This is a genomic window from Hoylesella marshii DSM 16973 = JCM 13450 (assembly GCF_000146675.1).
Taxonomy (GTDB): Bacteria; Bacteroidota; Bacteroidia; order Bacteroidales; family Bacteroidaceae; genus Prevotella; species Prevotella marshii.
Window position 1 is genome coordinate 1,450,595 of the sequence record NZ_GL397214.1, and the last position, 18,372, is coordinate 1,468,966.

At 46.8% G+C, this 18,372-nt stretch carries 19 protein-coding genes; 5 read left to right on the forward strand and 14 right to left on the reverse strand.

Translation table 11 applies throughout. From position 1 onward, the window contains the following. Positions 1–381 (forward strand): IS5/IS1182 family transposase (locus tag HMPREF0658_RS11015; RefSeq protein ID WP_006949379.1); only part of this gene is annotated, 381 nt, incomplete at its 5' end. A gap of 83 nt (positions 382–464) precedes the next feature. On the opposite strand, the gene HMPREF0658_RS06095 is transcribed toward HMPREF0658_RS11015, so the two are convergent. From HMPREF0658_RS06095 to hpt, 7 genes are all read right to left on the reverse strand, one after another. Next, positions 465–755 carry a hypothetical protein gene (locus HMPREF0658_RS06095; protein ID WP_006949382.1) on the reverse strand — a complete coding sequence of 97 codons (291 nt, stop codon included), beginning with the start codon at positions 753–755 and terminating at the stop codon, positions 465–467. 149 nt (positions 756–904) lie between these two features. Next, positions 905–1,420, reverse strand: a complete 516-nt coding sequence (locus HMPREF0658_RS06100; protein WP_024991092.1) for a peroxiredoxin family protein — start codon at positions 1,418–1,420, stop codon at positions 905–907. Between the two features lie 70 nt (positions 1,421–1,490). Then, on the reverse strand, positions 1,491–2,663 hold the full coding sequence (locus HMPREF0658_RS06105; protein WP_006949387.1) for a M23 family metallopeptidase: 1,173 nt from the start codon (positions 2,661–2,663) through the stop codon (positions 1,491–1,493). A gap of 9 nt (positions 2,664–2,672) precedes the next feature. Then, positions 2,673–3,470 carry a peptidoglycan editing factor PgeF gene (gene pgeF, locus HMPREF0658_RS06110; protein WP_006949391.1) on the reverse strand — a complete coding sequence of 266 codons (798 nt, stop codon included), beginning with the start codon at positions 3,468–3,470 and terminating at the stop codon, positions 2,673–2,675. Next, entirely contained in the window at positions 3,463–4,626 is a 1,164-nt protein-coding gene (obgE, locus tag HMPREF0658_RS06115; RefSeq protein WP_006949393.1) for a GTPase ObgE, read from the reverse strand. Before obgE ends, pgeF begins: the two co-directional genes overlap by 8 nt. Positions 4,627–4,770: 144 nt before the next feature. Further along, positions 4,771–5,343, reverse strand: a complete 573-nt coding sequence (locus tag HMPREF0658_RS06120) for an adenylate kinase (protein WP_006949394.1) — start codon at positions 5,341–5,343, stop codon at positions 4,771–4,773. Positions 5,344–5,368: 25 nt separating this feature from the next. After that, the gene (gene hpt / locus HMPREF0658_RS06125) at positions 5,369–5,908 is read right to left on the reverse strand and encodes a hypoxanthine phosphoribosyltransferase (protein ID WP_006949395.1); all 540 of its coding nucleotides are present in this window, start codon (positions 5,906–5,908) and stop codon (positions 5,369–5,371) included. Positions 5,909–5,999: 91 nt separating this feature from the next. Here hpt and HMPREF0658_RS06130 point away from each other — a divergent pair, with 91 nt between their 5' ends. From HMPREF0658_RS06130 to HMPREF0658_RS11655, 3 genes are all read left to right on the forward strand, one after another. Continuing rightward, on the forward strand, positions 6,000–7,517 hold the full coding sequence (locus HMPREF0658_RS06130) for a bifunctional ADP-dependent NAD(P)H-hydrate dehydratase/NAD(P)H-hydrate epimerase (protein WP_006949396.1): 1,518 nt from the start codon (positions 6,000–6,002) through the stop codon (positions 7,515–7,517). A gap of 74 nt (positions 7,518–7,591) precedes the next feature. Next, positions 7,592–8,641 carry a DUF4831 family protein gene (locus tag HMPREF0658_RS06135; protein ID WP_238305720.1) on the forward strand — a complete coding sequence of 350 codons (1,050 nt, stop codon included), beginning with the start codon at positions 7,592–7,594 and terminating at the stop codon, positions 8,639–8,641. A gap of 304 nt (positions 8,642–8,945) precedes the next feature. After that, positions 8,946–9,368 carry a DUF1893 domain-containing protein gene (locus HMPREF0658_RS11655; protein WP_024991094.1) on the forward strand — a complete coding sequence of 141 codons (423 nt, stop codon included), beginning with the start codon at positions 8,946–8,948 and terminating at the stop codon, positions 9,366–9,368. Between the two features lie 1,428 nt (positions 9,369–10,796). On the opposite strand, the gene HMPREF0658_RS06145 is transcribed toward HMPREF0658_RS11655, so the two are convergent. The 7 genes from HMPREF0658_RS06145 to HMPREF0658_RS06185 form a co-directional block, all read right to left on the reverse strand. Further along, positions 10,797–12,209: a tetratricopeptide repeat protein gene (locus tag HMPREF0658_RS06145; RefSeq protein ID WP_006949402.1), complete on the reverse strand. Its 1,413-nt coding sequence runs from the start codon at positions 12,207–12,209 to the stop codon at positions 10,797–10,799. 71 nt (positions 12,210–12,280) lie between these two features. Next, positions 12,281–13,231 carry a PstS family phosphate ABC transporter substrate-binding protein gene (locus HMPREF0658_RS06150; protein WP_006949403.1) on the reverse strand — a complete coding sequence of 317 codons (951 nt, stop codon included), beginning with the start codon at positions 13,229–13,231 and terminating at the stop codon, positions 12,281–12,283. A 1-nt stretch (position 13,232) separates the two neighbouring features. Next, positions 13,233–14,066, reverse strand: coding sequence for an energy transducer TonB (locus tag HMPREF0658_RS06155; protein WP_006949405.1), 834 nt, complete (start codon positions 14,064–14,066; stop codon positions 13,233–13,235). A gap of 32 nt (positions 14,067–14,098) precedes the next feature. Further along, entirely contained in the window at positions 14,099–14,761 is a 663-nt protein-coding gene (locus HMPREF0658_RS06160) for an ExbD/TolR family protein (protein ID WP_006949407.1), read from the reverse strand. Positions 14,762–14,764: 3 nt separating this feature from the next. Continuing rightward, positions 14,765–15,376, reverse strand: coding sequence for an ExbD/TolR family protein (locus HMPREF0658_RS06165; RefSeq protein WP_006949409.1), 612 nt, complete (start codon positions 15,374–15,376; stop codon positions 14,765–14,767). Positions 15,377–15,406: 30 nt separating this feature from the next. Further along, on the reverse strand, positions 15,407–16,237 hold the full coding sequence (locus HMPREF0658_RS06170; RefSeq protein ID WP_006949411.1) for a MotA/TolQ/ExbB proton channel family protein: 831 nt from the start codon (positions 16,235–16,237) through the stop codon (positions 15,407–15,409). Positions 16,238–17,109: 872 nt separating this feature from the next. Continuing rightward, complete coding sequence (locus HMPREF0658_RS06185; RefSeq protein ID WP_024991097.1) at positions 17,110–17,565, reverse strand: cupin domain-containing protein; 456 nt, start codon at positions 17,563–17,565, stop codon at positions 17,110–17,112. Positions 17,566–17,798: 233 nt separating this feature from the next. Here HMPREF0658_RS06185 and HMPREF0658_RS06190 point away from each other — a divergent pair, with 233 nt between their 5' ends. Beyond that, positions 17,799–18,167, forward strand: a complete 369-nt coding sequence (locus tag HMPREF0658_RS06190) for a winged helix-turn-helix transcriptional regulator (protein WP_024991098.1) — start codon at positions 17,799–17,801, stop codon at positions 18,165–18,167. The last annotated feature ends 205 nt before the right edge of the window (positions 18,168–18,372 follow it).

Here is an 18,372-nt window from a genome sequence, read left to right on the forward strand (position 1 = left end):
GCCAATGAAAGTGATATGAAACACTTAGAAACACCCCTGAAGAAAGCTGAATTGCCACGGAAAGCACTTGTTTATGCCGATAAAGGATATGACTCGATGGAGAACAAAGAAACCCTCAAACGTATGAAACTTAAAAGTCGTATCATGCATAAGGGAACAAGAGGACATGAAATTACAGAAAGGCAGCAGCGCATCAACGTTGCTATAAGTAAGACACGCTACAAAGTAGAACGTACCTTTGGTTCTATGCATAGATGGTTTGGTGCTGGAATAGCAAGATACGTCGGACTTTCAAAAACACATGCGCAGCATATTATGGAATCCATTGCCTACAACTTATACCGAACACCTGGGATTATTGTGTCAAATTGTATCAGATAAGGGGAAAATACACCGATAAAAGATTGTTATCTACTCAAAAAGTAACCTCCAACGGCATCTTTTGGTCAAAAATATTCATTCTTCTAAGAGTATATGGGTGAAAATTGAGAGGGTGTAGGTTTTGCAGAGGTCTCATACTGTGAGTAAAGATATCCATGTAAAGTGATACAGCGACTGATGGACAGATAGGGAGAGATGTCGCCGCCATTGTTGACGGGTAATATCCAACTCCCCTCGTTCAACATAGACACAGCTACAATGGCTTCGCGTGGCTCCCCCGTTGTGTTGAAATCGGTTATCCATAGAAAAGGGATGGTCATAAGGGTTGCAATGAGTAAGACCATCCACATGAATTGCTTGTTTTTACTTTTCATAAGTGATTCTGATATGGAAGAGACAGATGTTTCAGTGTGCGACGAGACCGTCAAAAGGAAAAGGTGTCGGCGCATATTGCGCCGGCACCTTGCTTCTTACTCCGATCAATATCTCCATATATTATAATGATAGGATTGTTTTGAGGAGTCTATTCATGGATGGATTCGAGTGTCTTGCCCACTTTCTCTATCATTACTGTGCCGAGTAACACCTTGCCATCGGGGTCGATAATATAGACGGAGGGAATCCACTTCACACCATAGGTCTTGGCGATAGCGGTTTCCTTCATCTTCTTTAGCTCGGATACGTGTGTCCAATCCATCTTGTTCTGTGTCACGAAAGTGCGCCATGCGGTGGCATCTGTATCGAAAGATACGCCTACAAAGGCCACCTTGTCGGAGGCGTAAGCCTGATGGAGCCGCTTCATTTCGGGCACATCTTTGCGACAATCGGGGCACCATGTAGCCCAGAAGTCCAATACAATGTACTTTCCACGCAGCGAGCTCATGCTAAAGGTTTTGCCATCGGCAGTCTTCAAAGTGAAATCGGGTGCTGCAACGCCCTGTTTGAGAAGTTCTGTGGCGTACTTCTCGTCGGCATCCTGTGCCGACAGATGGGTGGTCAGTGCCATAAAAAACAGTGTTAAGGTGATGATTCTTTTCATATTTGTATTGTGATGATTGATGATTCAAAAGCAATGGGAGCGAAGCGCAACGGGGATGCAGATGCCGGTTTTATCGCTTCTTTCCTTGTGCGTAATAGTTTTTCTGCGCTTGCATGGTGATACTTCCATTACGGTTTTTGGTAAAGGTAAGGGTGCTTTGTTGCAGTGAATGGTTGGCATGGTCGAAGATGATGGCAGGGTTGATGGTATGTCCGTTTATGCGACATTCCAAATGCAGATGCTCGGTGGTGGCACGCCCTGTACGTCCGGTCAGGGCTATCACCTGCCCCGCTTTCACCTTGTCGCCCACTTTCACCAGATTCTTGGAGTTATGACTATAGAGAGTTTCCAATCCGTTAGGGTGTTTGATGACAATGCAATTGCCATATCCGAAATAGACAGACGAGCGCGTCACCACACCGTCGAACGCAGCCAATATCTTGTCGTTGGGCTTTGTCTTTATATCCACGCCCCCGTGACGACGCTTGCCTCCATAGGGACTGATGACATGAGAGCCGGGGAGAGGATAAGCCCATTGGCTCGGAGCAAGGTCGGATAGGTTCATCTTGTACACATTACTGCCGGCAAAAGGGTCGTCGGTTTCTGACTTGGCCATCTGCTTATCGGTTTTTGCCTTCTCTGCATCAGCTTTCTCCACACTTACGTTCACCCTCGAACCGCTCTTCTTACAGAAAACGGTCTGCCGGCGCAGGCGGTGCGATTTGATTTCAATCAGTGTTTCAGGATTGATTTTCCGGCCATCGACCATGATGAAGAACAGACAGTAAACGCGCTTATCCTTACCTCCGACAATAGCCACTGTCTGTCCGGCCTTTACGTTGTCGCCCACTTTCATCATATTCTGTGCATTGTAGGCATAGACGGTTTCAAATCCGTTATCGTGGCGTATTACGATTACATTTCCATAGCCGGGGATGTGGCGCGAAAGGCGTACCGTACCGTTGAACATTGCCTTTACGGCATCGCCCTTGGTGGTCTCGATGAGCAGGTTGTTCTCTCGGTCGGTCGAGACTTTTCCTACGGGCAGGGGAAAGCAGTATTCCTTATCTTCAAGGATGGAGAAATCTACGGAGAACGTGTTCGATTTCTCGAAGAGACGGGGTGTCTCTATGCTGATTTGCTGTTGCTCAAGTGCAGTGAAAGTGTCTTTTACAGCAGCATGTACGGAAAGAACAGTACATGCAAAAAGCCATAAAGTGAATAAGATTCTGGATTTCATCATGTTTGAAATTTAAAAGGTTGATGAATGTGGTGTAAGGAGTATGCCTGAGAAGATGCGACCGGAGGCAATCCCTAATCGTCGAGCCGAGAAGTAATCCTCGGTATGATGGTAGGTGCAGATACCCGACATCCGTATGTTTTCGGGTCTGATACCCCATTGCACCAATTGTTGTCGGTTACATTCGGGCAGGTCGATGTGCCATTTATCGCGTTGGATGCTGATAGTAGCCATATCAAAGCCGGCTTCGGAGAAAGCATAGTGTACCTCGTCGCCTACCTCGAAAGCATCGAGACCGATGCCCGGTCCCACAACGGCCTGTATTTGCGAAGGCTCTGAACCAAAACATCTGTGCATGGTGTCGAGTGTATGTGTGGCTATGCGTTGCATTGTACCTCGCCATCCGGCATGAATGGCGGCGCAGGCGTGGTGCTGCACATCGTAGACGAGTAAGGGAATACAATCGGCTGTAGAGACACCGATGCACACACCGTGCAGGTCGGTTATCAGGGCATCTATCCCTTCGAGTTGGCTTCGTCGGGTGTCGACAGAGGCATCGAAGAAGGCTGAGGTTATCTGTCGTACCCCACAGCCATGTACCTGATGAGGCATGAGTAGGCGGTCGTTCTCTATGCCGAGCAGCGTACAGAGACGTTCTCTGTTGCAGCGTACATGGTCAGGATTGTCTCCGCAGTATTCGTTGATGTTGAACGTGCCGTATCGTCCTTGGCTTACGCCACCGTGACGGGTAGAGGAAAAGGCCTTTACCTGCGGATGGAGAGGGTGATATGTCAGGACAGGTTTATTCATCTTCTTGGTATTCAATCTCGTAATCTTCAAGATCTTCGATGTCGTCTTCACCGAGATATGTCAGCTCTTCACCCTCTTCTTCCATTTCGACAGCAAAGCGGGTCATGTCTTTGTCACGATGTACAAGAGTATCCTCTGTAATGATGCCCTGCAACTTGTTGCTTTCGCTGTTCAACTCGCGCCACAGCGTATCTTTCAGTTCGGCGATACCTTGCCCCGTCACTGCCGAGATGAATACTACGGGTAGGTCATCTGGGGTCGTCTCTCGCAGCATTTCAATAAGTTCTTCATCTAAGAGGTCGCACTTTGTAACGGCCAACACCCTGTGTTTATCCAGCAACTCTGGGTTGAAATTTCGCAGTTCGTCCAGCAACACCTCATACTCGCGGCGTATATCGTCTGTATCTCCGGGTACCATAAAGAGCAGCAGAGAGTTGCGTTCTATGTGGCGCAAGAAGCGTAATCCTAGCCCTTTGCCTTGGCTCGCCCCCTCGATGATACCGGGAATATCGGCCATAACGAACGACTGATGGTCACGATATTCCACAATGCCCAGCGAGGGTTCAAGGGTGGTGAAAGGGTAGTTGGCAATCTTCGGACGTGCACTCGACACGGAGGAAAGCAGGGTGGATTTACCGGCATTGGGGAATCCCACAAGTCCTACATCGGCCAAAAGCTTCAATTCGAGTATAATGGTCATCTCTTCCATCGGTTCTCCGGGCTGTGCATAACGGGGAGCCTGATTAGTGGCCGAGCGGAACTGAAAGTTGCCTAGTCCGCCACGTCCGCCTTTCAAGAGCAGTACTTCTTGGCCGTCGTAGGCCACATCGCACACGTATTTTCCCGTTTCGGCATTGTAAACCACCGTACCACAGGGTACATCAATATATAAGTCTTTACCATCGGTACCATGACATTTGTCGCGTCCGCCGTTACCGCCATGCTCTGCAAATATGTGCCGTTGGTATTTCAGGTGCAGTAACGTCCAGTAATTGTGGTTACCTCTCAGGTAGATACTGCCCCCGTGCCCCCCGTCACCTCCGTCGGGACCACCATTAGGCTGGTATTTCACGTGACGCAGGTGCATGGAGCCCTTGCCACCCTTTCCTGAACGGCAACATATCTTTACATAGTCTACGAAGTTGGATTCCGGCATAGTCTCAATGGATGAATTAGGGAAACGAACAGTCGATAGTTCGACTGTTCCGTATCGTGCAGAGCAATGTCAGAGCAGACAAGCAGTGCATGATTGGGATGAAAGGCAGAAATAGCCTGTTGCCTTGCTGAAAGAAAAGCCCGTTTATAGGCTACCCATTACGCGGCAAATGTCGTCGAAAATACGCTGGAGTTCGCCCAGACCGTCTATCCGGTGGCGAAGGCCTTCTTTCTCGTACCACGCCGCAAGGGGTGAAGTCTGGTGATGATATACCGACAGACGCTTGGCAATGGTCTCTTGGTTGTCGTCGCTCCGGCCGCTCTGTTGGCCTCTTAGGAGCAAACGTTTGATAAGTTCCTCCTCGGGAACGGACAGTTCTATCATGGCCGATACCTTGTGTCCGCGCTCCGAAAGCATCTGTTTCAGGGCTTCGGCCTGGGGTATAGTGCGCGGAAAGCCGTCGAAGATGACACCCGCATGCTCTTTCCCGAAGCTATCATACACGTTGGCAAGGATATTGATCATCAATTCATCGGGAATCAGTTGCCCGCTATCGATGTATTCCTTGGCCGTTTTGCCGAGTTCGGTACCGTTTTTTATCTCGTTGCGAAGCACGTCTCCTGTGGAGATATGGTTAAGGCCGTACTTCTTTATCAACATTTCGCTCTGGGTACCTTTACCAGCCCCCGGCGCTCCGAATATAACGACATTCTTCATCTCTCCGTCTTGTTAAATGGTTCAGTTATTCTTCTATGAGGGTATATATATCTCTCAGGTTGCGTCCCTGTTGGTCATAATCTAATCCATATCCGAGTATGAAGTCGTTGGGTATGCGTAGGGCAGCATAGTCTACGTGGAGAGGTAGCTGCAGACGGTCGGGTTTAAGCAGCAACGTACACATATGTATGGACTTAGGCCCCCGTGTGCCAAGGGTTTCGAGCATACGCTTCATGGTGAGGCCAGATTCAACGATGTCCTCAAGAATGATGACCGTGCGCCCCGAGATGTCCTCGTTGATGCCTATCACTTCCTTAATGGTACCGGTGGAAGTAGTGCCTTGATAGGATGCCAACTTCACAAAAGATATTTCGCATGGGATAGTTATCATGCGCATGAGGTCGGCTGCAAAGATGAAAGAACCGTTCAGTACGGCTAAAAACAGCGGATTCTTGCCCGCCATATCCTTGTTTATCTGTTCGGCTACCGCCTTTATGCTCCGCAATATCTCGGCTTCCGGAATGGACGTTCTAAACTTCTTGTCCTTGATTTGTATGATAGCCATAGTCTCTTTTTAATATATTTTGTGGCAAAAATACTAAAAAGATGCCATATTGAAGTAACCGTTTAGCATTAATTTTGTATTTTTGCATGGCATGAAGATATTCACCAGCAATCAAATCCACGAGCTTGATAAGTACACGATAGAGCATGAGCCGGTGGCCTCTATCGACTTAATGGAACGTGCGGCCAAGGCCTTGACACGTGCTATTGTCGAACTGTGGGATGCCCATACGCCGATTGTCGTGTTTGCCGGTGCCGGCAACAACGGCGGAGATGCCTTAGCCGTAGCCCGTTTGTTGGCTGAGGAAGGCTATGCGGTAAGTGTTTATCTTTTCAACATCAACAATCATCTTTCTGCCGACTGTGAGACCAACCGAAAAAGGATTGCCGACAATAAACGTATCCAATGCTTTTCGGAGGTGACACAAGAGTTCGAGCCACCTAAGCTCGATGCCGATACGCTTGTGGTAGACGGCCTTTTTGGATCGGGACTCAACAAACCGCTCGTTGGTGGTTTCGCCACTTTGGTGAAGTACATCAACCAATCGCCTGCCACCGTGGTCAGCATCGACATGCCTTCAGGACTGATGACCGAAGACAACACCGACAATATCGACGCCTGTATTATCAGAGCCGATGTGACCCTTACCCTGCAACAAAAGAAACTCAGCATGATGTTTGCCGACTGCCAGAAGTACATCGGTCGGCTGCGTGTGCTCGATATTCGCCTCAGTCAAGCCTTTATCCATACTGCCGAGACAGACTTTCGCGTGGTCGAAGAGGCCGATGTCTGCCGGTTGCTACGCCGACGTGCCGATTTCGTCCATAAGGGCGATATGGGTCACGCCCTGCTTGTGGCGGGAAGTTATGGCATGGCCGGTGCAAGTATTTTAGCAACGAGAGCCTGTCTGCGTGCCGGTGTAGGAAAGGTGACGGTACATACGCCGGCACGTAACTACGACATCATGCAGATAGCAGTACCCGAAGCGGTGGTGCAGATAGACCGAGAAAAGCCCATGTTTTCGGAATCTGTCGATGCCGAGCCCTACAACGCATTGGGCATCGGTCCCGGTCTGGGACAGTCGGAAAGCACGGCTATTGCCCTGATTTCCCAACTTCGGAGAAGCCGTATTCCCACAGTGGCCGATGCTGATGCCCTCAATATATTGGCACTTCGTCGGGCATGGATACAACAACTCCCTAAGGACATGATTATCACACCCCACCCCAAAGAGTTCGACCGTATGCAAGGTATACCCTCCTCAAGCTGCTACGAAAGACTTGCCAAGGCCCGCGAAATGGCATGCCATCTGCACATCTACGTCTTGCTGAAAGGACATGTTTCGGCTCTTTGTATGCCCGATGGCAAGGTGATATTCAATTCTACGGGCAATTCCGGTATGGCTACGGCCGGTAGCGGCGACGTACTGACAGGTATCCTTACGGCACTCTTGGCGCGAGGCTACCGACAAGCCGACGCATGTATCGTAGGTATGTACCTCCATGGATTAGCCGGCGACCTCGCTGCCAACGACCTTGGCAAGGAAAGTCTTGTGGCCGGCGACCTGATAGAATATCTGCCCAAAGCCTTTAAAAGAATAGAAGATTAACCACCGGAGGGAGATAGCTCCTACAGCCGCTCTCCTCTGCAACAATCACTAAACGAATGGTAAGAACCAAGACTATGATGAAAAAACTCTTTATAATATCCATCGTCCTATGCTGTTTCTCGCATCTTTATGCGCAGACCCCCGCAGCGGGCACGTACTACTACCTGCCTAAGACAGTGCTTCACTTCAGCTTTCAAGTGGAGAAAACCACCTATACGCCCGGAGAATTCGCACAATATGCGGGTAAATACTTCAAACGAAACGATATTTCTCTGGATGCGCAGGTGTCGCACCGTATCATCGCGGTGACCATGAGACCGGAAGCCATGCCCGACACTGCCAAATTTTATCGAATATCACAGGAACCTAAATACAACATAGGTTCCATAGAAATAGATAAAAATGGTGTATTGTTGGCCGTGAATGCCAAACCTGCACCCCAACCGGCACCTACCTCTTTCGTGCCGACACGACGACCGAATCCGTTGGAGCCCCACGAGTACATGAGTCAAGAGATACTTGCTGCGGGCAGCTCTGCCAAGATGGCCGAATTGATAGCCAAGGAAATATACGATATACGTGAGAACAGGAGCCTGCTCACTAAGGGACAGGCCGACTTCATGCCCAAGGATGGAGAGCAATTGCGTATCATGCTACAGCAGCTCGATACACAGGAGAGAGCACTCTCACAGGTGTTTGAAGGCATCACGGTCAAGGACACATCGGAGGTCACGCTCACTTTCACGCCTATACGGTCTATCAACAAACAACAGTTTTTCCGTTTCTCAACATACTTCGGCCTCACTGCTGCCGACGACCTTTCGGGCACACCTTATTATATAAGTATAGAAGATGAACACACCCTACCTGCACTCAAGCCCGATATAGAGGCAGGGAAGAAGGAGAAAGAGGGGCCGGGCATATATGTGAATCTCCCCGGAAAGGCACGCATTACCCTATACAGAGAGACTGCACGTATAGCAGAGTTTGAATCTTATTTGGCACAGTTTGGCCGCGCGGAGGCACTTACAGCCTCGCTCTTCGGCAAGAAAACCACCACCCGTCTTGTCCTCAACCCCCTCACGGGTTATGTGGAAAGCCTTGCAACGGAGGTTCATAAGTAGTCTCATCCCGTTCTACCTGTTCTGCCAAGGACATCTGTATCAGTCTGCATGCCTTTGGGAAACGGTATCATCTTCCCTGTTTTTTATGAGGAACCGACATGAGAACTCCGTCCCCGTGCCGACAATCTATACCTCATTACGCTGTTTGCCCATTGCGCAGACAGCGTTTTTTATCTATCTGTCAGGGAAGAAAGCGGTTGCAGATAATGAAAAATCATCCATCGGCCTTGGTCGTTCCCTTCTTTTTCCCTATATTTGCAAATATAAGCAAGGGGTTAATCTTTTTTATAGGAGGAATGCTACTATGATGAAAGACCTAATGGAAACACTGCAAGCCGGTAACTATTCGATGGTGGTATTGCATGACGGAAAAATCCGGAAATATGAAGGACGAGGTATAGACGAACTTTACAGGCTGTTGAGAGAGCGTCCTGAACGATTATACGAGGCGAAACTTGCCTACAAAGTGTTAGACAAGGCCTCGGCCGGACTGATGGTGATTGGTGGTGTGAATGATATCTATGCCGGTGTGATGAGCAAGCAAGCCATCCCGCTACTCGACGAAGCGGGCGTGCGCTATATGTTTGATAAATTGGTAGACCATATCACAGGGGCAGACGGTGAGGATTGGAATGATTGGGAACGGATATGCGCTCCCCATCGTAATGCCGAGGAGGTGCTCATCGCTGTCAAACAAAGTATGAACAGGTTGTACACCCATGGGTAATGATGCCCACAATCTCCTTTCCCTATAAGGGTAAAAAGGGAATTGGAATACACCATGCATCATGTGCCAAATGACCTGTATAAGCTCCGAAGAGCATGATTGTGAAGCGTATCAACACTATATTATTATAATAGCATGAAGGGCAATGCAAGCCCCCAAAAAGTAGCATTGCAGGATAACATAGATGTCATAAAATGATGGTGTGATGTATGGAATAAGTGCTGTAAGCACGTAATAGGTCAGCCTTACACGTAGCACTATAGTAGATGGTACTTTCTCAAATAAGCTCTGAAACGAACGTTCGCTCTGCGGAGCGAAATAGCAGAGCGGAAAGCAAAGTCAGCCCAGCGCTACGCGCTGGGTATATGATGTTCCCCTAAATGGAGCACTGTAGGTGCGACAGAATCCCACAACTGATACAATTTGCCACAAGAAAGGTTGCCTACCTTTCCTTGCACAAACGCCACCTGTACGCGGTACAAACGGCATCTGTACACGGCACGAATGCCGACTTATCAATCGTCACTTTACGACCCCGAAACTCAAATCAGTCATGAAAGCCTATACAGACGTGAGTTCGGGATAAAGGTTATCGGACTGTAAGCCCCGACGGGGCGTAAGACCTTAGGCAGGGTGTGAAGCTCGTAAGAGCGCCCCCCCCTGACAAGCATGTGCAGAAAGATGAATCCCGTAGGAGTGACAGAGGATTGAGTTTAGTTTTCTGCCGCCCCTTTGGGGTTATTGGATGAGATTCTCTTATCTCGAACTCACGTAGATAGTTAGAGGACAACCGCCTTTACAATATGATTTCACCTCATGAGATATAAGGAATATTAAATTCCCATCACATCCTTATAATCCCTTATCCACGTTTGGATAAGTCGTTATCCGCGTTTGGAGAATTTGTTCTCCACGTTTGGATAATCTGTTCTCCACGTTTGGATAACTCATTATCCACGTTTGGAGAGTTTGTTATCCATGACGGGAAATTTGTCTCTTCACGGTGGGGAAGTATTTCCCTTCATTGCGGGAATTTGTATTTCCTATCGTAAAGACGATGATAAACCATGTTTCATCCACTTGATTATCTAACTACGCGAGTTGTGGATAAGCCTATCGGACTGTAAGCCCCGACGGGGGTATTAGACGAGACCTCTTATCCCGAACTCGCGTATACAGATTTTGTCTGATTGGTGATCAGAATCTGTACAGTATCTAACGACCGATTGGGATTCAATCAAATTCACGTATTGAGAAGAAGCTTTCCTCCACTCGTCGTAAAGAGAGGTGGAATACATTCAAAGGCAGAAGAGAAAGATATATGGCTCTTCTTCTCGTCGTATCAGATGACGGATGTGGGCGGAAACGACAGAGGGAACACCGTCGGTGTCCCCTCTGTCTGTTATATAGATACCCGGATATGCCTATTTACTTCATACCGAGTGCGGCCTTCGCCGTAGCATTCTCGGGGTCTATCTCCAATATTTTCTTCCAATAGCTGTCAGAAGTTGCCTTATCATTCTTCAAGTAATAGTAGTAACCCAGATAGGAATATGCCTCTACAAGCGTCACTTTGTCGGCTTCCGACTTCGTGGGATGTGCCTCTACACGGCGGGCATAGTCGTCATAGAACGGCTTGGCAAGGCCTTCCGTCGTTTCCGGGTCCATCAACGAATTGACACGGGCACGCATATAAGTGGCATATTCAATGTTACTGGGGGCTTTTTGACCTAACTCCTCATATACCTTGTCTGCCTTTTTTAAGGCCTCCGTCTTGGCTTGTCCCGTGGCTTTGTCGCCCTGTGCCATATAGATACGAGCCAAAGCGATGTAGTCTGACGTGCTGAGTTTATCGTTTTTCTCCATGTACTGATTGTAGTAGGAGATGGCGTTATCAAAGTCTCCTAAGCCCGAGTAAGCCTCTGCGATTTGCTTATAGAGGTCGATGCTTTTGGGGTCTTGTTCCAAACTCTTCTTAAACATTTCGATTGCCTTATCAAGTGCGTTGGCTCCGCTGTAGGCATGTCCATAGTACTTATAGTCCAAGGCAGAAATCTTAGCACTGTCGGAAGCATTGAATAATCTGTCGCCATAGGTGAGTGCCTCGTCATAATTCTTCAGGTCGGTATTGTTATAGAACGTCAGACGATTGAGTGCGGCATGACGCGGATAACGCTGCACACCATGGGAAGATACTTCAAGGCTCTTCTGCGGATTGCCGCTCAAATAGGCAGCAAAAGCATATTCGGCTAACTGCCCTGCGTTCATCTTAGCCTTATCGGCCTTGTCGTAATACTCCACAGCCTTGTCGAAACGGTTGGACAGATAGTACAAGTGTCCCGCTTCGGCATCTACGGGATAGTCGGGCAATACCTTTCGCAACTCTTCTAACTTGGAAACGGACTCGTCGGGACTGACACCACGATAGATTCCGGCATACTTAATATAGCCCAGCGGGTCTTGAGGAGCGAAGTTAATGGCTTGCAGATACCAGCCTGCAGCAGCACCTCCGTTGTCTTTCACGACCTCAATGTCACCTAACAGAATATACCCGGGGGCATAGTTCTTGTCGCGCTTGATAGCTTCGTTAGCATACTTGCTTGAGTAGGTAGTGTCCTGTACATTCAGATAAGCCCGTCCCAAGCCCACCAAGGCTTCGGCATTCTTCTTGTTTGCCTTGTAAAACTCTTTCACCTGAGCCTCTACTGCCTTGAGGTTTCCTTTGTTAGCGTTGATTACGTTGGTAATATTCGCAACCTGTGACTGTACGTCCTGCGCAGTCACGGTGGTAGCCATTCCCAATAGGAAAGCACCCACGAGTAAATATTTCATATGTTTCATAGTCTATCTGAATTATAGTTATCAAGTCCTTTTAAATAGAGGACGCACCAATCGATGATAAGTTTCAATGATTAATTGACATTAACATCTCTTACCGTAATATCACCTTGCACAGGCAACAGACCTGATTTAAAGATAATCATTTGTCCCTTCGGCGAGGCAATGAATTGGGCAAATCCCCATGGTAAACCGCGGATAGGGTCTACGACTAAAGCATAGATGGTACGGATAAGCGGATAATTACCATTATATATGTAGTACTGATACGGTTTCCAGCTGTTATAAGGCGTGGCCTTATCCATACGGCTGACCGACATGACTCTTATTTTCTTATTAAAAGTGGTATTGGTTGTATCGCGCTTGTCATTCAGCCAATTAGAACCAATAATACCGATAGCATTCGGTGTTTTCTCCACATATTCTACCACTTCCTTACTTGTCATAGCTGCCATGATATTGGGGCTGTTGATAGGTTTTCCGCTAAGCAGAGAATCCACACAGTAGTGTACGGTGCTGGATTGCTTATTGTCAAAGACTACCAATATGTCTCCTCGGGTGGAACGTGGGTAAAGCTCTTTCCAACTTTTTACTTGGCCACTCAGTATCCGCTTGATGTCTGTCACTGTGATACACGTGTCGGTGTTGGCATTGTTTACGATGAGCGACAGACCGTCATAGGCAATAGGGATAGCTCGAGGTACTAACTGCTTGCTGTGCAGATAGTCTGTTTGCTTCTTCGTGAAGTTCTTTGATGTGATAGCCAGGCAAATACTATCTTGCATAAGTAGGTTTATCGCATCAAGTTCGTTGGTATAGAGAGGGGTAAGTTGGGCTTCGGGATAAACACGCTCGAAGATTTCTTTTTCCTCATCTATGATTGGACTAAAACTTTCGTCAGAGGCAAAACGAATTGCCCCTGACGAATAAGTATCTGTCCTGCCACTCTTCGGCTTGTTGCCACACGCACCCAAGCCTATGAGTAACAGCATAAATCCTACAAAAGTGTAGAACGGTTTGTTCATTTTACTGCAATCTAAAAGTTACAGGAACCGTGTATTTCACACGTACAGCAGACCCGTTTTGCTTACCGGGTATCCACCGAGGCATGCTCCTTACCACTCGCTGAGCTTCTTTGTCTAATGAGGGGTCTACGGATTTAGCTACCTGTACATCGGTAATAGATCCATCACGCTCAACAACGAATGTAACGATGACACGACCTTGTATACCCGTCTCCTCTGCCACTGTAGGATATTTAATATTCTTAGACAGGTAAGACATCAAAGCAGCAGGGCCACCGGGGAATGAAGGCATTACCTCCACTACATCGAAGACCTTATTCTCGGCTACTTCTTTTACTGGTTCGGGCTGGACGATTTCTTCTTTTGCCTTGAGGATGGTACCACCGGCTTCATCGTTACCTTTTACAGTAAAGGCACCGATAGACGTATTTGTCTTCTGTAAGTCAGCCTGGGTTTTCATTTCCTCTTCGGGCTTCACCTCGGAGTCCTTCTTGATGACGGGAGGAACGAATTTAATAGAGCTCTTTACATTCTCCACTATCTTCTTCTCTTCCATCTTTACAGGAGCTTTCTTCTCTACCTTGGCTTCCTTTTTCTTAGCCAATTGTGAAAGCTCCACCTCCTGATTGAAGTTGTCCTTTGCCTTAGCATTTTCAATAATGATGTTCACACCGATGATTGTTGCAATCACAGCTGCGAATATAAGCATGAAGACGATTGCAAAGAAGTTTCGCTTAGCAGTGCTTCTACGAAGCCTATAAGCACCATAGGAATGATTCTTACCTTCAAAGACGAGTTCTACCCAATCGTTAGATATCAAATCTATTTTTGCCATTGTCGTACTATTAATGATTATACATCAGTCATTTATTTTACACCTTTCTTGGCTAATAAAGCCATATCCTGAGGTGTAATCGTATCAATGACATATTTACCTATACTGCATATCTGCATCTCATCGAGGGCATCTACCAAGTTCTTATAAGAAGAGGCATCTGTGGCTTTGATGATAATCGTCATAGTAGGAATCTTCTGACCATTGATTTCACCGCCTTTAATTTTCTCCAACTCTTGGTTGTACACTGCATCAGTATACTTCTTTGGGTTGGCAGCCTTTTTCTTATCAAGTTCCAATTTGGCAAGACGAATCTGTGCAACAGGCATCGTACCATCTTCGGTTTTATGCTCTGTCAAGACCTTTCTGATACCGTCTTTCCCCCATGTCGTTTCCTGCATGCAGTTCGGGTCATTGTAGTTGGGGATACCGTCAATATGATAAATCTTGTCATTGCCGGCCAAATAGATAGTCACGGTCTGTGAAGCCTTTGCTGCAGTTTTGTCAACATCTTTCACATTCTTGTCATTACTCGGCATGGTAAGTTGCATGGTCTGCGGCTTACTCAGTGAGGTACACAACATAAAGAATGTAATGAGAAGCATCATCATATCCACCATCGGGGTGAAGTCTACGCGGACGTCTTTCTTCTTCTGCTTGCCGCCGCCTTTCTCTTGTGCTACTAATTCTGCCATAGCTTATTCCTCCACCTTTTTATATGATGTAATTAGATAATACCGGTTCTCATTCATATCCTGTAGCTCCGACATAATCTTCTTGATGATACGGTAAGGGGTCTTCTCGTCGGCCTTGATAGACAGTTTCATCTCGGGATTAACGGCCTTTGCCTCTTGCACCCACACCTGGAACTGGCTCATTCCACCTTGTACACTATCCGTAGGAATACCTTGCTTGGGAAGTTCTCTACCCATTTCGCTCACTGTCTTATTCAGGAACGCAGGCAAATCCTCCACCGGTGTACCAAACATGGCCTGATCTTTGAATTTCTTTATCTGTACGCCGTTGAGAGAAACGCCATACTTACTCGTCATCGAGGCAAGCGTTGCCTCTAAGTCTGTCACTTTATCCATATTCATGAACACCTTGCCATCGTTATTGACAAGAATATTCAGCACATTTGTCTCCGGAACTTTTATCTCCGATACCGACCCCGGTGTAACTACTTTCACCGGTTCACTCTTCACGAACGTAGACGTTAGCATGAAGAAAGTCAGCAGGAGCACCATCACGTCGCTCATCGGCGTCATGTCGATCCAGGTCGATTTCTTCTTAATTTTTACTTTACCCATAGTGATAAGTATTTAAAGGGTTAGCAAAAATTAAGCTTCTTCTTCGTGGTTTGCTTCGTATGTCTGGGCAATAGAGTAACCAACCTCATCAAGGGCGTATGTCAGCTTATCGATCTTGTTTGTGAAGAATCCATAAGAGATAACGGCGAGCCAAGATGTAGAGATACCGAATGCGGTATTAATCAAAGCCTCAGATATACCGGCAGACAGTTGCAGTGAGTCACCGCCACCACCTGCGGCCAAAGCTTGGAACGACTTGATCATACCCGTTACAGTACCGAGAAGACCGGTCAATGTACCCAATGTTACGAGCGTTGCAAGAATGGGCAGGTTCATTTGCAGGGTAGGCATCTCGAGTTGTGTTGCCTCTTCGTGAGCCTGCTGTATCTTAGCTATCTTCTGAGCTTTCTTGATACCTGTAACAGCTTCCATTGCCTTGTAAGCGTTCAAAGAAGCTGATACCACATTAGCGACAGAGCCTCTCTGCTTGTCGCACAACTGCTGTGCCTTGGCAAAGTCTTTAGCATTGAGAGCAGCTTTGATGCTTCTCACAAACTTAGTCAGAGACTCTCTACCGAATGCACTGCGAAGTGCCAACCAACGCTCAATAGAAAGAGCTACCACGGTCAGAAGCAGCGTCTGAATAACAGGTACCACGATACCACCTTTGTAAATCGTTCCCCAAATATCCAGCGGATGTCCCTCGGAGTTACCGCCTTCAAAGTGGCTGGCATCGCCTAAGTAAAACTTAAAGAAACTTACAGCAATGATGAAACATACAACGATGATCCAAAATGCTGCTTTGATACCTTGGAAGCCCTGTGCGTTTTTAGGGCTAGCTGTCTTTTGTGTAGTTGCCATAATTTAAATGTTTAATTTTAGTTACTAAGATGTTTATATTGTTATTTTAATGTTTTATCTGCAGTTAGTTGAAAACGACTTCCTATACCGAACCATAAAAAAGATTCAGAAAGCCTCGCAAAGATAATCAATAAAAAGAGAAAAATTACACCGATTAACAACTTTTAATAATGCATTTCGTCATCTTCCTCTCTTGCTTTCTTCACTTCATGTACAGGGTTTCTATATCGCGTTTAGTTCTCCGTTCATTTGTTAGATATGACCATTGACACAAATATATCGTATCTGCCATAATGGATATTTCCCTATGCAAATATAGTCAAATTATCTATTACAACGAAAAAAATGCAATGATATTTCACAAACGCCATGAAAATAATTACAAAATGCGCCTTTTCCTTGCGAAAGAACAGGCGGAGAAGCATCTACCAGCATCGTATCATCCCCATATCGACTGCCTCTTGCGGCTTTCCTTCGACACAGAGTACACGACACCTTATTATATATATAGCGTGAGAAAAGAATACATGATACAGATCATATAATGGTGAAGATCTGCACGTTTTACGGGTTGGCAAAGTCTGCATTCATGGTTTACCATCCGTCCATCAACAGATGTAAAAAGGGAAGAAGGGTGCGGGATAGGGGGGTAAGACAGTAGAAATCGCCTTGAAAAATGATAAGGTTGGCAGAGAGAAGTTGGATGATTGCATCATGAAAGACAGCAGAATCATGGGAGAATGACGGGGGAATGATCTCATTTTGGGAATGGGTTTCCTGTGCTTCGAGCAACAGAAGAAAAAACAAACTGTCCGGTTTACAGAGCCATACAAGCACATTGCGCACCGGACAGTTAGGGAAATGCGGATCTCTTACCATACTAACGGGTCGGTGAGAATAGTGCCGTCTTCGCTGATATCGTCGGATTTGCCAAAGCTGTTGGCCTTGTATTGCACGCAAAGCATCAACATTTCGCCCGTTCCTGTGTTCTTTAAAGCCCGCTTGCCGTCGGGAGAAACACGCACGATGCTACCCTCTTTCACGGGAAATATATCACCATCCACTTGATATTGCCCCTCACCTTTGAGAATGAAATAGAGTTCTTCGTGGGTTTTATGCGTGTGGAGGAAACCGCTGTCCTGCCCGGGAGCAAGCGATTGCAGGGAAAGTTCACTGCCCGTTGTGCCTAGCTTCCGGCCTACAAACACCTTGCCAGGGATAGCCACCTCGGGCGAAAGCTGAAGCACATAGTCCTTTATCTCGCTGAGTTTACCTACGTTTACGGCATTGAAGTTCTTTCCACTTCGGATGATTGCTAATTCTTTCATCATTTTGTTTTGTTTAATTGGTTGTTCGACTTGTTGTTTATTTCTGATGCAAAGGTATTTATTATCAGCAAGTTGCGCAAGTAGGCACGAGAAAGTCAGATGGTTTCGAGGGGGTAAGTAATGGATCAACAGGGCAATTCTCACAGTAGAGTTTTACATAGTTTAACTTTAAAGATTCGGTAAGGCAGGAAGCATTGGTTACTTTTGTAGTGTATTTAAAAGAAAAAAGGAAGATGAATCGTCATGAAATGCGCGATGCCTTGTATCCCCGGTGCCCGGTTCGCAACGTGCTAAACAGAGTGGGAGACAAATGGTCTATGCTGGTTTTGTTCTCTTTAGAGAATTCTCCCGCCATAAGATTTAAGGAACTTCAGCGTTCAATTCCCGACATATCTCAGAAGATGCTCACAACAACCCTCAAGACCTTAGAGGCCGACGGATTGGTGATGCGGAAAGCATATGCGGAAGTTCCACCGCGGGTTGAATATGAATTAACGGCGCGAGGCAAGAGCCTTCTGCCACTGATTGACAACCTTTTGCTATGGGCAACCGAAAACATGGAGAACATCATGGTCGCCCGTGAGGCTTTCTTCCTGAAATGAGGCAGACGCCATAGCGTAATGATTTGCACAATACGACAAACAGTTTTATACAGAATCCTGACATCACAAAGTTGGTCATGACATTTATTTCCCTCCCGAACCGACCTTATTATATATAGAGGAGATGATATGTGCTGAAACGTGCACCGGTCATGAAACAGCAACCATCGCCACAAGGTGAAAATCTATTACTTTTCCGCCCATT

Bases quoted from the DNA above. Each gene is read 5' to 3' on its own strand.
- HMPREF0658_RS06095 (WP_006949382.1), bottom strand. From the start codon at position 755: ATGAAAAGTAAAAACAAGCAATTCATGTGGATGGTCTTACTCATTGCA.
- HMPREF0658_RS06100 (WP_024991092.1), bottom strand. From the start codon at position 1,420: ATGAAAAGAATCATCACCTTAACACTGTTTTTTATGGCACTGACCACC.
- HMPREF0658_RS06105 (WP_006949387.1), bottom strand. From the start codon at position 2,663: ATGATGAAATCCAGAATCTTATTCACTTTATGGCTTTTTGCATGTACT.
- pgeF (WP_006949391.1), bottom strand. From the start codon at position 3,470: ATGAATAAACCTGTCCTGACATATCACCCTCTCCATCCGCAGGTAAAG.
- obgE (WP_006949393.1), bottom strand. From the start codon at position 4,626: ATGCCGGAATCCAACTTCGTAGACTATGTAAAGATATGTTGCCGTTCA.
- HMPREF0658_RS06120 (WP_006949394.1), bottom strand. From the start codon at position 5,343: ATGAAGAATGTCGTTATATTCGGAGCGCCGGGGGCTGGTAAAGGTACC.
- hpt (WP_006949395.1), bottom strand. From the start codon at position 5,908: ATGGCTATCATACAAATCAAGGACAAGAAGTTTAGAACGTCCATTCCG.
- HMPREF0658_RS06130 (WP_006949396.1), top strand. From the start codon at position 6,000: ATGAAGATATTCACCAGCAATCAAATCCACGAGCTTGATAAGTACACG.
- HMPREF0658_RS06135 (WP_238305720.1), top strand. From the start codon at position 7,592: ATGATGAAAAAACTCTTTATAATATCCATCGTCCTATGCTGTTTCTCG.
- HMPREF0658_RS11655 (WP_024991094.1), top strand. From the start codon at position 8,946: ATGATGAAAGACCTAATGGAAACACTGCAAGCCGGTAACTATTCGATG.
- HMPREF0658_RS06145 (WP_006949402.1), bottom strand. From the start codon at position 12,209: ATGAAACATATGAAATATTTACTCGTGGGTGCTTTCCTATTGGGAATG.
- HMPREF0658_RS06150 (WP_006949403.1), bottom strand. From the start codon at position 13,231: ATGAACAAACCGTTCTACACTTTTGTAGGATTTATGCTGTTACTCATA.
- HMPREF0658_RS06155 (WP_006949405.1), bottom strand. From the start codon at position 14,066: ATGGCAAAAATAGATTTGATATCTAACGATTGGGTAGAACTCGTCTTT.
- HMPREF0658_RS06160 (WP_006949407.1), bottom strand. From the start codon at position 14,761: ATGGCAGAATTAGTAGCACAAGAGAAAGGCGGCGGCAAGCAGAAGAAG.
- HMPREF0658_RS06165 (WP_006949409.1), bottom strand. From the start codon at position 15,376: ATGGGTAAAGTAAAAATTAAGAAGAAATCGACCTGGATCGACATGACG.
- HMPREF0658_RS06170 (WP_006949411.1), bottom strand. From the start codon at position 16,237: ATGGCAACTACACAAAAGACAGCTAGCCCTAAAAACGCACAGGGCTTC.
- HMPREF0658_RS06185 (WP_024991097.1), bottom strand. From the start codon at position 17,565: ATGAAAGAATTAGCAATCATCCGAAGTGGAAAGAACTTCAATGCCGTA.
- HMPREF0658_RS06190 (WP_024991098.1), top strand. From the start codon at position 17,799: ATGAATCGTCATGAAATGCGCGATGCCTTGTATCCCCGGTGCCCGGTT.